The 13782-nt window shown below is 63.6% G+C and carries 11 protein-coding genes and 1 tRNA gene; 6 read left to right on the forward strand and 6 right to left on the reverse strand.

The window, feature by feature from the left end:
- Window positions 1-124: 124 nt before the first annotated feature.
- The 3 genes from carB to ASC80_RS00590 all read right to left on the reverse strand — a co-directional run bounded on the left by carB (window position 125) and on the right by ASC80_RS00590 (window position 4840).
- Window positions 125-3589 (reverse strand): carbamoyl-phosphate synthase large subunit, encoded by a 3465-nt coding sequence (carB, locus tag ASC80_RS00580; RefSeq protein WP_056291843.1) that lies wholly within the window; start codon window positions 3587-3589, stop codon window positions 125-127.
- 365 nt (window positions 3590-3954) lie between these two features.
- A tRNA-OTHER gene (locus tag ASC80_RS00585) sits at window positions 3955-4030 on the reverse strand.
- Window positions 4031-4144: 114 nt separating this feature from the next.
- Window positions 4145-4840 carry a class I SAM-dependent methyltransferase gene (locus ASC80_RS00590; protein ID WP_056291844.1) on the reverse strand — a complete coding sequence of 232 codons (696 nt, stop codon included), beginning with the start codon at window positions 4838-4840 and terminating at the stop codon, window positions 4145-4147.
- Between the two features lie 120 nt (window positions 4841-4960).
- On the opposite strand from ASC80_RS00590, the gene ASC80_RS00595 reads away from it, so the two are divergent.
- The gene (locus ASC80_RS00595) at window positions 4961-5485 is read left to right on the forward strand and encodes a Dps family protein (protein WP_056291847.1); all 525 of its coding nucleotides are present in this window, start codon (window positions 4961-4963) and stop codon (window positions 5483-5485) included.
- 186 nt (window positions 5486-5671) lie between these two features.
- Here ASC80_RS00595 and ASC80_RS00600 read toward each other — a convergent pair whose 3' ends face one another.
- Window positions 5672-6118: a PaaI family thioesterase gene (locus ASC80_RS00600; RefSeq protein WP_056291849.1), complete on the reverse strand. Its 447-nt coding sequence runs from the start codon at window positions 6116-6118 to the stop codon at window positions 5672-5674.
- 163 nt (window positions 6119-6281) lie between these two features.
- Window positions 6282-7472, reverse strand: a complete 1191-nt coding sequence (carA, locus tag ASC80_RS00605; protein WP_056291851.1) for a glutamine-hydrolyzing carbamoyl-phosphate synthase small subunit — start codon at window positions 7470-7472, stop codon at window positions 6282-6284.
- A gap of 163 nt (window positions 7473-7635) precedes the next feature.
- Between carA and ASC80_RS00610 the strand changes: the two genes are divergently transcribed.
- The 5 genes from ASC80_RS00610 to ASC80_RS00630 all read left to right on the forward strand — a co-directional run bounded on the left by ASC80_RS00610 (window position 7636) and on the right by ASC80_RS00630 (window position 13093).
- Window positions 7636-9228: an AMP-binding protein gene (locus ASC80_RS00610; protein ID WP_056291853.1), complete on the forward strand. Its 1593-nt coding sequence runs from the start codon at window positions 7636-7638 to the stop codon at window positions 9226-9228.
- A gap of 117 nt (window positions 9229-9345) precedes the next feature.
- Window positions 9346-10047, forward strand: a complete 702-nt coding sequence (locus ASC80_RS00615; RefSeq protein WP_056291856.1) for an alpha/beta fold hydrolase — start codon at window positions 9346-9348, stop codon at window positions 10045-10047.
- Between the two features lie 16 nt (window positions 10048-10063).
- Window positions 10064-10765, forward strand: a complete 702-nt coding sequence (locus ASC80_RS00620) for an alpha/beta fold hydrolase (RefSeq protein WP_056291857.1) — start codon at window positions 10064-10066, stop codon at window positions 10763-10765.
- Between the two features lie 91 nt (window positions 10766-10856).
- Window positions 10857-11312: a GatB/YqeY domain-containing protein gene (locus ASC80_RS00625; protein WP_056295385.1), complete on the forward strand. Its 456-nt coding sequence runs from the start codon at window positions 10857-10859 to the stop codon at window positions 11310-11312.
- A gap of 170 nt (window positions 11313-11482) precedes the next feature.
- A complete protein-coding gene (locus ASC80_RS00630; protein ID WP_056291859.1) occupies window positions 11483-13093 on the forward strand; it encodes an acyl-CoA synthetase in 1611 nt (536 codons plus the stop codon).
- 165 nt (window positions 13094-13258) lie between these two features.
- Here ASC80_RS00630 and ASC80_RS00635 read toward each other — a convergent pair whose 3' ends face one another.
- Complete coding sequence (locus ASC80_RS00635) at window positions 13259-13777, reverse strand: SRPBCC family protein (protein WP_056291860.1); 519 nt, start codon at window positions 13775-13777, stop codon at window positions 13259-13261.
- Window positions 13778-13782 lie beyond the last annotated feature (5 nt).

A 13782-nucleotide genomic window follows, 5' to 3' on the forward strand; every position in this document is an offset into this window, starting at 1 on the left:
CTTCGGAGGTTCGCGGCCGGTTTGTCGGCGGCCGCGCGGCAACGAAAGAGAACAAGATTGCGACCGGACGGTTCCCGCCGCAGTTCCCACATTACAAAGCCGGACGCGAAGGCCGGCTCACACTTTAGAGATCGGAAAAATAACCTTGCAAGGTTCGCACCTCGAGATCCCCGCCCAGATAGGCCCGGATTCCCTGCGTGGCGGCTACTGCCCCTGAGAGAGTGGTGTAGTAGGGCACTTTATGCAAGAGGGCAGCGCGTCGCAACGAACGGCTGTCCGCCAGCGCCTGCGGCCCCTCGGTGGTGTTGAAAACCAACTGCACGTCGCCATTGGTGATGGCGTCGACGATATGCGGACGGCCTTCCAGCACCTTGTTGATCTTTTCGGCCGGCACCCCGTTGTCGGACAGGAAGCGCTGGGTGCCGGACGTGGCGATGATCTTGAAGCCGAGATGCGACAGCGTTCGCGCCGTCTCCAGTATCCGTTCCTTGTCGATCTCGCGCACCGACACGAACACCGTGCCCTTGCGCGGCACGCGGGTGCCGCCGCCGAGCTGGCTCTTGGCGAACGCCACCGCGAACGACCGGTCGATGCCCATGACCTCGCCGGTCGATTTCATTTCCGGGCCGAGCACGGTATCGACGCCGGGGAAACGTGCGAACGGGAAGACCGATTCCTTGACGCCGACATGGTCGAGTTTGCGCGGGCGCAACTTGAAATCGGCGAGCTTCTCGCCGGCCATGATGCGGGCGGCGATCTTGGCGACCGGAATCCCGACCACCTTGGCGACGAACGGCACCGTGCGCGAAGCGCGCGGATTGACTTCGAGCACGTAGATCTCGCCGTCCTTGATCGCGTACTGCACGTTCATCAGGCCGACGACATCGAGGCCGAGCGCGAGTTCGCGGGTCTGGCGTTCGAGTTCGGCAAGGGTCGCGGCGTCCAGCGAGTGGGGCGGTAGCGAACAGGCCGAGTCGCCCGAATGGATACCGGCCTCCTCGATGTGCTCCATGATGCCGACGATGAACGTGTCCTTGCCGTCGCACAGGCAATCGACGTCGACTTCGGTGGCGTCCGACAGATAGCGGTCGAACAGCAGCGGATTCTTGCCGAGCACGGTGTTGATCTGGCCGGTCTTGTCGTTCGGATAGCGCGCCTTGACGTCGGCGGGCACCAGTTCGGGCAGGGTGCCGAGCAGGTAGTCACCGAGCTGGCTTTCCTCGCGGATGATCTGCATCGCGCGGCCGCCGAGCACGTAGGACGGGCGCACCACCAGCGGCAGGCCGAGGTCGGATGCCACGAGCCGCGCCTGTTCGACCGAATAGGCGATGCCGTTCTTCGGCTGCTTGAGGCGCAGCTTGTCGAGCACGCGCTTGAAGCGGTCGCGGTCTTCGGAGAGGTCGATGGCGTCGGGCGAGGTGCCGAGGATCGTCACGCCGGCATCTTCCAGCGCATGGGCGAGCTTGAGCGGGGTCTGGCCGCCGAACTGCACGATGGCGCCGTGCACGGTGCCGTTCGAGCGTTCGGTGTCGATGATCTCCAGCACGTCCTCGGCGGTCAGCGGCTCGAAGTACAGACGATCCGCGGTGTCGTAGTCGGTCGACACGGTTTCCGGATTGCAGTTGATCATGATCGTTTCGTAGCCGGCGTCATGCAGCGCGAAGCAGGCATGGCAGCAGCAATAGTCGAACTCGATGCCCTGGCCGATGCGGTTCGGTCCGCCGCCGAGGATGATTACCTTTTTCTTGTCGGACGGCGCGCTCTCGTCGGCAGCCTCGCCCGCGAACGGCGCCTCGTAGGTCGAGTACATGTAGGCGGTCGGCGAGGCGAACTCCGCGGCGCAGGTGTCGATGCGCTTGAACACCGGCCGGACGTTGAGCGCGCGGCGTGCCGCCTTGATCTCCGCTTCGGTGGTATTGGCAAGCACGGCGAGCCGGGCGTCGGAGAAGCCCATCGCCTTCAGCGACCGCATCCCAAAGGCGTTCTGCGGCAGACCGTGAGCCTTGACCTTGTTCTCGGCGTCGATGATGCCGCGCATCTCCGCGAGGAACCACGGGTCGATCTTGCAGGAGTTGAAAATCTCATCATTGGTCCAGCCGAGCCGCATCGCCTGCGCAACTTGCAGGATGCGGTTCGGCGTCGGCGTGCCGAGCGCGGCGCGGATCGCATTCTTGTCGTCGCTCTGTCCGAGGCCCTCGATCTCGATTTCGTCGAGGCCGGTGAGGCCGGTCTCAAGCCCTCGCAGCGCCTTCTGCAAACTCTCCTGGAAGGTGCGGCCGATTGCCATCACTTCGCCGACCGACTTCATCGACGTCGTCAGCGTGGTCGAGGCGCCGGGGAATTTCTCGAACGCGAACCTTGGAATCTTGGTGACGACGTAGTCGATGGTCGGCTCGAACGACGCCGGGGTTGCGCCGCCGGTGATGTCGTTGGCGATCTCGTCCAGCGTGTAGCCGACCGCGAGCTTGGCCGCGACCTTGGCGATCGGAAAGCCGGTGGCTTTCGAAGCCAGCGCCGAGGAGCGCGACACGCGCGGGTTCATTTCGATCACGACCATGCGGCCGTCGGCCGGATTGACGCCGAACTGCACGTTCGAGCCGCCGGTTTCGACTCCGATCTCGCGCAGCACCGCCAGCGAGGCGTCGCGCATGATCTGGTATTCCTTGTCGGTGAGCGTCAGCGCCGGTGCGACCGTGATCGAGTCGCCGGTATGGACGCCCATCGGATCGAGGTTCTCGATCGAGCAGACGATGATGCAGTTGTCCTTCTTGTCGCGGACAACCTCCATCTCGAACTCTTTCCAGCCGAGCACCGACTCTTCGATCAGCACTTCGTTGGTCGGCGAGGCGTCGAGGCCGCGCTCGATGATGTCGAGGAACTCCTCGCGGGTGTAGGCGATGCCGCCGCCGGTGCCGCCCATGGTGAATGACGGGCGGATAATCGCCGGCAGGCCGATTTCGGACAGCGCCATCAGCGCCTCGGCCATCGCCTGCTGCTGGTAGCGTTTGCGGCGATCGTTCTCGCCGAGCACCCACTGCCGCTCGTATTCGGCGAGCGCGTCGCCGGACAGCTTGCCGCGTTCGGCGAGGTGCTGCTCGCGGTCGGCCTTTTTCATGGCGGAGGCGTTGGCGAGCCGCGACGCCGGCGTCTCGAGCCCGATCTTGGTCATCGCCTCGCGGAACAGCTGGCGGTCTTCCGCCTTGTCGATGGCGTCGGCGGTAGCGCCGATCATCTCGACGTCGAATTTCTCAAGCGTGCCTTGACGGCGCAGCGACAGCGCGCAGTTCAGCGCGGTCTGTCCGCCCATGGTCGGCAGCAGCGCGAAGCCGCCGGGAACGGCATACCGTTCCTTCTCGATGATCTTGGCGACGATCTCGGGAGTGATCGGCTCGATGTAGGTCGCGTCAGCCAGGTCCGGGTCGGTCATGATGGTCGCCGGATTGGAATTGACCAGGACGACCCGGTAACCTTCCTCTTTCAGCGCCTTCACCGCCTGGGTGCCGGAATAATCGAATTCGCAGGCCTGGCCGATCACGATGGGGCCAGCGCCGATGATGAGGATCGTCGAGATGTCTGTACGTTTGGGCATTCAGTCTCACGGGCAGGAATTCGGCATAAAAAAAGGGCGCGCATCCGCGCGTCCCTCGAGCCAAGAGCGCTAGGTATCCCTCGCGCGCGAGGTGTCTTTAGACCAGATTCCGACGTGGTGAAAGGCCTTTAAGGCCGTGATCAACCGTCAATTTTGCCCAGTTTCGGGCTTTCTGGCGGGTACGCCTGAGGGCGAGAGCCACCGCGATCCTGAAGCCGCCGAGCGCAACCCTCGTGGCGCGGTTTCCCGGTCGCCGGGTTCAACCGCTGCGGGACATGCGTCCCGGATGGCCGGAACCCAAATTCGTACCGCCCGCCGCCGAGGGGCGATGCGGCGTTGTCGCCATCGATCCGAAGAAGGGAAGTTGGAGGCCCGGCCTGGATTTGAACCAGGATAAAAAGCTTTGCACAGCTCCCGCGTCGACGATTCCGCCACCGGGCCGAGGTCAACATACCATCGCCGGAACCGCTGGCTACTTCCTGCCGCTTTTAAGGTTAAGATATCGCGATACGATATATTCGAATTGTCGCGAAATTATCGATAAATCTTGAACGATCAGGCGTTGCGGATCGCGACGAACGTCATCCGCGCCGGATTGTAGCCGACATTGCTTGTCGCGCGCGTTGCGGAAAAACCGGCGGCGGCGAGCTTTGCGATCATGTCGCGCTCGCTGAAGCGCTGCAGCCCGATCTGCTTGCGCAACTGCCAGTAGTCCGACAGCGCGGTGCGGGCGAGACCCCACAGCGCGTCCTTGAAAAATCCGTTCTTGAGGCCGAACAGCAGCAGCGCCTTCACGTCGGTGAGGGCGCCGACATCGGGACGCAGGATGTCGCCGAGGACGAACGTGCCGCCGGGCTTCAGCAGGCGGCGCATCGACGCGAAGGTGGAATCCAGTTCGTCCGGCGTCATGTATTGCGCCACCGAGATCATCACCGCGAGATCGAGCGAGGCAGCGGGGAGGGCCGCGAGATCGTCCGGCGCCGCTACCCTGATTTTCGGGTTGGGCGCGAACCGGGCCGCGAGCCGGCCACGAACACCGGGCGCGGGCTCCACAAGGATGAGCTGGCCGCAGACGGCGGCGACCTGGGCCGCGAACAGCGCCTCACCGCAGGAATAGTCGAGAACCACGGCGTTCGGGGACGGGACATAGGCCGCGATATCGGCCGCGATCACGCGAAAATGCGCATCCCGGTGGTCTTTGCTGACATAAATTGTGTGGGTGGAATCATAATAATCGATCCAGTCGTCCATCGGCCTGTCCGGACTCAAGTGGTTCCCCCGCGCGGAACCGGCGGGGGCCATGATGCGTTAGTTGGTCCGGCAATCCATGTCCACCGCCGTGACCATCGTCTCCTAACAGGAAGGTTCACCGTGAGCAAAAACAAGACATCTGTTTCCCCCGAACTCGATACCCCCACCGATCTGCCGCAGGACGGTGTCGACAAGATTTCGGCGGCGCTCAATACGGTGCTGGCCGATACTTTCGCGCTGTACCTGAAGACCAAGAATTTCCACTGGCACGTCAGTGGGCGTCATTTCCGCGACTACCATCTCCTGCTCGACGAGCAGTCGGAACAGATTTTCGGCTCCACCGACGAGATCGCCGAGCGGGTCCGCAAGATTGGCGGCACCACGCTGCGCTCGATCGGACAGATCGCCAAGCTGCAGACGCTCAAGGACAATGACGAGGCTTATGTGCCGCCGCGCGAGATGCTGCGTGAGCTGATGAACGACAACAAGAAGGTGACGGCCGGGATGCGCAAGGCGCACGAGGTCGCCGACAAGTATGAGGATGTCGCGACTGCCAGCATCCTCGAAAACTTCATCGATGCCGCCGAGCGCCGGACCTGGTTCCTGTTCGAGGCCAGCCGCCAGGAAGGCGGCAACGAGGCGTAAGGAACGGGGTAACTCACCGACCAGTCGATGGTTACGGCCGGGCTTGTCCCGGCCATCCCGATTCATAGGCACGGTGCGTCCCTGAGCGGGATCACGGGGACATAGGCGAGTGGAAGCGACGCCGTTCTTCGAACGGCTATGCCCGGTGATGACATCGAATGCGTTGCTGGGTGTGGGCTTCCGCGCCTACGTCTTCGCCGCCGGAATCTCGAACACGAGACACGTGGTCGTCGCGTGGGCCAGCAGGCGGCCGGAGCTGTCGATGATCCGCGCTTCCGCGGTCCCTGCGCGGCGGCCGACATGGAAGACGCGGCCCTCGGTGCGGATCTGTCCGGTGTCCTTGGTGATCGCCTTGACGAAGCTGATCTTGAATTCCAGCGTGGTGTAGCCCGATCCCGCCGGCAGCATGGTCTGCACGGCGAGGCCCATCGCCGAATCCAGCAGGATCGCCGCGTAGCCGCCATGGACCGAGCCGATCGGGTTGTAGTGCTGAATCCCCGGGATGCTGTTGATGACCACCGCGCCCGGCTCGGCGGTGCAGTCGAACGGGCCGACGGTCTGCATGATCGGCGGTTCCGGCAATTCGCCGGAGAAGATCGCGCGCACGAAATCGAGCCCGCTCATCGACGCCATGACGTCGAGCGGAATGACTCCGAACTGGGTTGGGGTTGCTGCGGGCAAGTCGAAACCCGTTCGAGTTCGATGAATGTCGTGAGGCATCGTTTCCCTCCCCCACATAACAGCGTTTACGCTCGTCTTCGACAAGCTATGGGGGAGAGGGGAAGAAAAAGAAGGTCTACGCGCTCTTCTTCTCGCGCATCAGGTCGGCGAAACGGGTGAACAGATAGTGCGAGTCGCGCGGACCGGGGGATGCTTCCGGGTGATACTGAACCGAGAACACCGGTCTGTCCTGCAACGCGATACCGCAATTGCTCTCGTCGAACAGCGAGATGTGGGTCTGCGTCACGTTCTTCGGCAGCGTCGTCTTGTCCACCGCGAAGCCGTGGTTCATCGAGGTGATCTCGACCTTTCCGGTGGTGAGGTCTTTCACCGGATGATTGGCGCCGTGATGGCCCTGATGCATCTTCACGGTCTTGCCGCCGAGGGCGAGGCCGAGCATCTGGTGACCCAGACAAATCCCGAAGGTCGGCGTACCGGAGTCGATCAGCTTCTTGATGACGGGCACAGCGTATTTGCCGGTTTCCGCCGGATCGCCGGGGCCGTTGGACAGGAACACGCCGTCCGGCTTCATCGCGAGGATGTCTTCCGCCGATGTGGTCGCGGTGACGACGGTGACCTTGCAGCCTTCGCCGGCGAGCAGCCGCAGGATGTTGCGCTTGATGCCGTAGTCGATGGCGACGACGTTGAATTCCGGCTTGTCGAGCTTTCCGAAGCCCTTGTCCCATTCCCACGGCGTCTCGTCCCAGGTGTAGCGCTGGGCGCTGGTCACCATCGGCACGAGGTCCATGCCCTCGAGGCCGGGCCACTCGCGGGCTTCTTCCTTCAACGCATGAAGATCGAATTTGCCGTCGCGGGCGTGGGCGATGACAGCGTTGGGCATGCCCTTGCTGCGAATGAGCGCGGTGAGGGCGCGGGTGTCGATGCCCGACAGGCCGATGATGCCGCGTGCCTTCAGCCACTGGTCGAGATGTCGGGCGGAACGGTAATTCGACGGGTCGGTGATGCCTGCGCGCAGGATCACCCCGCGCGCGCCCGGCGTCGCCGCCATGTTGACCGTTTCGATGTCCTCGTCGTTGGTGCCGACGTTGCCGATATGCGGGAAGGTGAAGGTAATCAGCTGCCCGGCATAGGACGGATCGGTGAGGATTTCCTCATAACCGGTCATTGCGGTGTTGAAACAGACTTCACCGACGGCGTGGCCTTCCGCGCCAAGGCCGAAGCCCTCCAGCACGGTGCCGTCGGCAAGCACGAGCAGCGCGGTCGGCTTGAGGTCCGGCCAGGCTGAGGAATTGTCGGTTGTTGTCATAAGCGCATGACATAACCCCTGCGCTGCGGCGCGTCAAAGGAAGAGAGTCCCGATTTCCACGCGGTTTGCACATATTTCATGGCTGGTTTGACAGCCCCCGCCAGCCCCCTAATCTGACCGCAGCGGCCACCTCAAGAGCCGCATCGGGCAGGAGACACCATCCATGAGTTCAATCCACGGCGTGCCGGATACCCGCGCGCTCCATTCCGGCGGAACGATCGGCAGTCTCGTCGTCAACGCGATCGCGCGGTTCGGGGAGCAGCCCGCCATCGCCGATGGCAAGGTGCAATGGAGCTATCGGGAATTCGGCGACACGGTGGGGCGGTTCATCACCCTGTTTCGCTCGCTGGGCCTGAAGATAGGCAGCGCGCTGTCGATTCTGGCCAGCAACCGCGCCGAAGCGTGGGCCGCGATCTGCGCCGCGCTGGTGATGGGCGTGCGCTACACGCCGCTGCATCCGATGGCGGCGGAGGACGATCATGCTTTCATCATCGAGGATGCCGAGATCGATCTGCTGATCGTCGAGGGCGCGAAATTCGGCCCGCGCGGGCTCGCCATCAAGGGGCGGGTGCCGTCGCTCAAGAATCTCTACTCGATCGGGCCGATGGACGGGGTCCGCGATGTGATGCCCGATCTCGCCGGGGCCGCGCCTGCGCCGCTCGTCGACGAGAGCGAAGCGCACGAGATCGCGTTCCTTGCCTATACCGGCGGCACCACCGGCCGCTCCAAGGGCGTGATGTTGTCGCACCGCGCGCTTGTCACCATGACGCTGATCCTGTTCTCCGACTGGGACTGGCCGCAGGACATCCGCTTCCTCGCCGCGACGCCGATCAGCCACGCCGCCGGCGTCACGCTGTTTCCGGTGATGATGCGCGGCGGCTTGATGCAACTGGTGCAGGGCTTCGATCCGGAGGTCTACGCGCGCACCGTCGCCGAACAGAAGATCAATGCGACGTTCCTGGTGCCGACGCTGATCTACGCGCTGATCGACAATGTCGACCTGCGCAAGCGCCACGACCTGTCGTCGCTGCAGATGATCGTCTACGGCGCGGCGCCGATGTCGCCGGATCGCTTGCTCGAAGGCATGAAGATCTTCGGCAAGGTGTTCGTGCAGCTTTACGGCCAGACCGAAGCGCCGCAATGCATCACGTCGATGCGCAAGATCGACCATGACGAGAACCGGCCGGAGCGGCTGGGCTCCTGCGGGCGAGCGAGCCCGATGGTCGATGTGAAGCTGTTCGACATGGACATGAAGGAAGTCGGCATCGGCGAGCCGGGGGAGATCTGCGTGCGCGGCCCGCTGGTGATGGACGGTTACTGGAAGCGGCCGGACGCCAACGCCGAAACGCTGAAAGGCGGCTGGCTGCACACCGGCGACGTCGCGGTGAAGGACGCCGAGGGATTTTTCTATATCGTCGATCGCACCAAGGACATGATCATCTCCGGCGGCTTCAATATCTATCCGCGCGAGGTCGAGGATGCGCTGATGTCGCATCCCTCGGTGGCGTCGGCGGCGGTGATCGGGATTCCCGACGACAAATGGGGCGAGGCGGTGAAGGGATTCGTGGTGCTGAAGCCCGGCGCGAACACCGGTGCCGCCGAGTTGCAGGCCCATGTGAAGGACAAGCGCGGCGCGCCGTGGTCGCCCAAGACCATCGATTTCCTCGACGCCATTCCGGTGACCGGTCTCGGCAAGCTCGACCGCAAGGCGCTGCGCGCGCCCTATTGGGAAGGCCGCAAGCGCGGCGTGGCGTGAACTCATAAGTTGTCATGGCCGGGCTTGTCCCGGCCATCCCGCTTAGGCGGGCTCTGTGCGTCCCTAAGCGAGATGCCCGGCACAAGGCCGGGCATGACATCGAATTCAGGAGTCCGAATGTCCTCATCTCTTCCCATCATCCTCGTGCCCGGCCTCGCCTGTTCGCCGCGCATCTACGCGCCGCAGATTCCGGCGCTGTGGCGCAGCGGCGAGGTGATCCTCGCTAACCACATTCGCGACGCCACGATGTCCGGCGTCGCCAAACGGATTCTCGACGAGGCGCCGCCGCGCTTCGCTGTCGCCGGTCATTCGATGGGTGGCTACGTCGCGCTCGAAATCTACCGGCAGGCGCCGGAACGGGTGGCGCGGCTCGGGTTGCTGTCGACCTCGTCGCGACCGGAAACGCCGGAGCAGAGCGAGCGTCGGCGCGGCTGGATCGCCGAAGTGAAAGCGGGCGGCTACCGCGCGGTGATGGAGCGGTTGTTCGCAAATTTCGTGCATCCGAAGCGGACCGGCGACGCCGCGCTGAAACAGATCGTCATGGACATGGCCGACGATGTCGGCCCGGATCGGTTTGTCGACCAGCTCGAAGCGATCATGAGCCGGGCGGATTTCCGGCCGCTGCTGCCGACGATCACATGCCCGACGCTGGTGCTGACCAGCGACACCGACAACATGGTGCCGAACAAGTTCTCCGACGAACTGGCGGAGGGGATCCCGGGTGCGAAGCTGGTGGTGATCCCGGATTGCGGGCATCTGCCGCAACTCGAAAAGCCCGAGGCGATGACGGCCGCGCTGCGCGACTGGCTGATGATGTAGCTAGGCACGAATCCGGATGTCCGACGATTATCCTGTTGTGCTCATTCCCGGTCTCGCCTGTTCGCCACGCATTTATGCACCGCAGGTTCCGGTGCTGTGGCGTCATGGTCCGGTGGTTCTTGCCAATCCCGCGCGTGACGCCACGATGGCGGCGATAGCGCGGCGGATTCTTGCGGAAACGCCGCTGCGCTTCGCGCTCGCCGGTCATTCGATGGGCGGCGCCGTGGCGTTGGAGATTTATCGGCAGGCACCGGAGCGCATTACGCGGCTGGCGTTGCTGAATACCTATGCGCGGCCGTCGACGCCGGAATTCAACGCGCTGTGCCGCGGCTGGATTGCTGAGGTAAAACAGGGCGGCTATCGCGCGGTAGTCGAGCGGATGTTTCCAAGTGCGGTGCATCCGTCGCGAGCAAGAGACGTGGCGCTGAAGTCAATTGTGCTTGCCATGGCCGACGATGTCGGCCCGGATGCGTTCGTCCGGCAGGTCGAAGCGATCATGTCGCGGCCGGATGCGAGGCCGACACTCGCTGCGATCAAGTGCCCGACGTTGGTCTTGACCGGTGATAATGACAACAGCGTTCCAAACTTGCTGTCGGCCGAGATCGCGAGCGGTATCGCGGGTGCGACGCTTGTGACCGTGCCTGAGTGCGGACACCTCTCCCTGCTTGAGAAAACAGGTGCGACGACCACAGCGCTACTGGACTGGCTCGCGATGTAGCCGCACAATTTGTTGTATGGACGGGCAAAACGCCCTACATCACGGGCTAACATTCGAGATGTGGCGCGCCCGCGCCGTGAAGGAGACACCGATGCTGCGCGACGATATCAACAACGCCGTCAAGGACGCGATGAAGGCGAAGGCGGAGCGCAAGCTCTCGACGCTGCGCATGGTCAATTCGTCGATCAAGAATGCCGACATCGAGGCGCGCGGGCAGGGCAAGCCGCCGCTGTCGGACGACGATATTCTCGGCCTGCTGCAGAAGATGATCAAGCAGCGCCAGGAATCGGTCGAACTGTATGACAAGGGCGGCCGCGCCGAACTCGCCGCGCAGGAGCGCGAGGAGATCGCGGTCATCACCGCTTACCTGCCGAAGCAGATGTCCGACGACGAGATCAAGGCTGCCATCGCCGCGACCATCACCGACACCGGCGCCGCCGGAATGAAGGACATGGGCAAGGTGATCGGCGCGCTCAAGGCGAAGTACGCCGGCCAGATGGATTTCGGCAAAGCCAGCGGTCTGGTGAAGGCCGCGCTGACGGGCTGAGGTGCTTTTCGTCGTCCCGGCGAAGGCCGGGACTCAGAGTCTTCGACCTCATGTCTGGCGCAATAGAGTGAGCTTGTTCGCATAGCCGGTCGTAGTGAATATGGGTCCCCGCCTTCGCGGGGACGACATCGAGTGCTTGGCGGCGACGCGGATTAATTCGAGGCACGAACATGCTCACTGAAACCGACAATTACGACGACCTCTATCGCAATTTCCGATGGGACGTTCCGGCGCGGTTCAACATCGCCGAGGACTGCTGCGACCGCCACGCCGACGGTTCGGGCAAGCTGGCGCTGATCGATGTCGACGAGAGCGGCCAGGCGAAGCAATTGTCGTTCGACGACATGCGCGACTGGTCGAGCCGTTTCGCCAACGTGCTGAAATCGGACGGCCTGCAGCGCGGCGATCGCGTCGCGGTGTTCCTGTCGCAGTCGATCGAACTGCCGGTGGCGCATCTTGCCGCGTTCCGCTCAGGGCTGGTGTCGGTGCCGCTGTTCACGCTGTTCGGCGAGGACGCGCTTGAGTTTCGGCTCTCGAACAGCAACGCCAAGGCGGTGATCACCGATGAGGGCGGCTGGCACAAGCTGTCGAAGATCCGCGATCGCCTGCCTCATCTGCAGGACATCTACGTCACCAACGGCGCGATCCACGCCGGAGCGAAATCGTTCTGGGAGGCCATTGAAGACGCTTCCGACCGCTTCACCAATGTCGACACCGCGGCCGACGATCCTGCGATCATCATCTACACCTCGGGCACGACGGGAAATCCGAAAGGCGCGCTGCACGCCCACCGTGTCTTGCTCGGCCATTTGCCGAACATCGAGATGGCGCACGATTTCTTCCCCAAGCCCGGCGACGTATTCTGGACCCCGGCGGACTGGGCGTGGATCGGCGGCCTGTTCGATGCGCTGTTCCCGGCGTGGTATCACGGCGTTCCGATTGTCGGCTATCGGGCCAAGAAGTTCGATCCGCAGGCCGCGATGCAACTGATGGCCGATCAGAAAATCCGCAACGTGTTCCTGCCGCCGACGGCGCTGAAGCTGATGCGGCAGGCCAATGTGAAGCATGACGGCGTCAGGCTGCGCAGCATCTTCACCGGCGGCGAGTCGCTCGGCCCCGAACTGCTGGATTGGGTGCGCGCCACCTTCGGCGTCAGCGCCCACGAAATTTACGGTCAGACCGAATGCAATCTCTCGGTCGGCAACAACTCGAACCTGTTTCCGATCCGTCCCGGTTCGATGGGCAAGGCGACGCCGGGCTTCGACGTCCGCATCGTCAGCGAGCAGGGCGAGGAACTGCCGCGCGGCCAGACCGGCATCGTCGGCGTCCGCGCGCCCAACCCATGCATGATGCTCGAATACTGGAAGAACCCGGACGCGACGGCGAAGAAATACGCGAATGGCTTCCTGCTGACCGGCGATCTCGGGATGCAGGATGAGGACGGCTATTTCTGGTACGTCAGCCGCGAGGATGACGTGATCACCAGCGCCGGTTATCGTATCGGCCCGTCGGAGATCGAGCACACGCTGCTGAAGCATCCCGCGGTGGCGATGGCCGCGGTGGTCGGCATCCCCGACCCGATCCGCACCGAAGCCGTAAAGGCGTGGATCGTGCTGCGGCCGGGCTTCACCGGAAGCGACGCGCTGGCGAAGGAAATTCAGGATTACGTCAAGGTGCAACTCGCCGCGCACGAATATCCGCGCCACGTCCAGTTCACCGAGACGTTGCCGATGACCGCGACCGGCAAGGTGCTGCGGCGGGAATTGCGCACGCTGGGGTAGGCGGCATACTGAAAATTGTCATGGCCGGGCTCGTCGACCCGGCCATCCACGTTTTGAAGAGATGGATACGCGGGTCAAGCCCGCGTATGACCATTCAGAGTGCGAGCATGCTTGACCTTCTCCCCTTAAGGACGGGGAGAAGGAGTCGTCCTGCGCTTGTCGCAGCTAACCGCCCGGAATCTTGATTCCCATCTTTTTCAGCGCTTCCAGCATCTTCATCGGCGGCTCCATCTTGATGGTCAGCGCGGTGCCGGTTTCGAGCAGGCTCTTGAGGCCGGAGAGGATCGCCGGCCAGCCGCTGCGGCCGCCGGACAAGATGTCGTCGCTCAGGTCGCGATCGTTGGCCTGCGTGAGCGTGAGCCGCACCGCGTCGCCGGCCTGTTCGATGTCGTAAGTCACGAGCGTCGAGCCGAGCGCCTCGATCAGGCCGGGCCAGTTGACGTCCCACGTCACGGTGAGTTTGCGCGGCGGATCCCACGCCATCACCTCGCCGGTGATGTGCTCGGAGTTATCCGGCGCGCGCACCACGAAACGGCCGCCGATCTTGGGTTCGATCTCGACGCCGAAGCCCGAGAAATACTGTTTGCTGAATTCCGCCGAGGTCAGCGCCTGCCACACCTTCTCAGGTGTCGATGCGATGTAGGTGACGTAGACGATCGTCGGTTTGAATTGGCTGATGTCCATGATGA

This window comes from Afipia sp. Root123D2 (genome assembly GCF_001425835.1).
Classification (GTDB): domain Bacteria; phylum Pseudomonadota; class Alphaproteobacteria; order Rhizobiales; family Xanthobacteraceae; genus Afipia.

Excerpts from the sequence above, each read along its gene's own strand:
- carB (WP_056291843.1), bottom strand. The coding sequence starts at position 3,589 with ATGCCCAAACGTACAGACATCTCGACGATCCTCATCATCGGCGCTGGC.
- ASC80_RS00635 (WP_056291860.1), bottom strand. The coding sequence starts at position 13,777 with ATGGACATCAGCCAATTCAAACCGACGATCGTCTACGTCACCTACATC.
- ASC80_RS00630 (WP_056291859.1), top strand. The coding sequence starts at position 11,483 with ATGCTCACTGAAACCGACAATTACGACGACCTCTATCGCAATTTCCGA.
- ASC80_RS00610 (WP_056291853.1), top strand. The coding sequence starts at position 7,636 with ATGAGTTCAATCCACGGCGTGCCGGATACCCGCGCGCTCCATTCCGGC.
- ASC80_RS00625 (WP_056295385.1), top strand. The coding sequence starts at position 10,857 with ATGCTGCGCGACGATATCAACAACGCCGTCAAGGACGCGATGAAGGCG.
- ASC80_RS00620 (WP_056291857.1), top strand. The coding sequence starts at position 10,064 with ATGTCCGACGATTATCCTGTTGTGCTCATTCCCGGTCTCGCCTGTTCG.
- carA (WP_056291851.1), bottom strand. The coding sequence starts at position 7,472 with ATGACAACAACCGACAATTCCTCAGCCTGGCCGGACCTCAAGCCGACC.
- ASC80_RS00600 (WP_056291849.1), bottom strand. The coding sequence starts at position 6,118 with ATGGCGTCGATGAGCGGGCTCGATTTCGTGCGCGCGATCTTCTCCGGC.
- ASC80_RS00615 (WP_056291856.1), top strand. The coding sequence starts at position 9,346 with ATGTCCTCATCTCTTCCCATCATCCTCGTGCCCGGCCTCGCCTGTTCG.
- ASC80_RS00590 (WP_056291844.1), bottom strand. The coding sequence starts at position 4,840 with ATGGACGACTGGATCGATTATTATGATTCCACCCACACAATTTATGTC.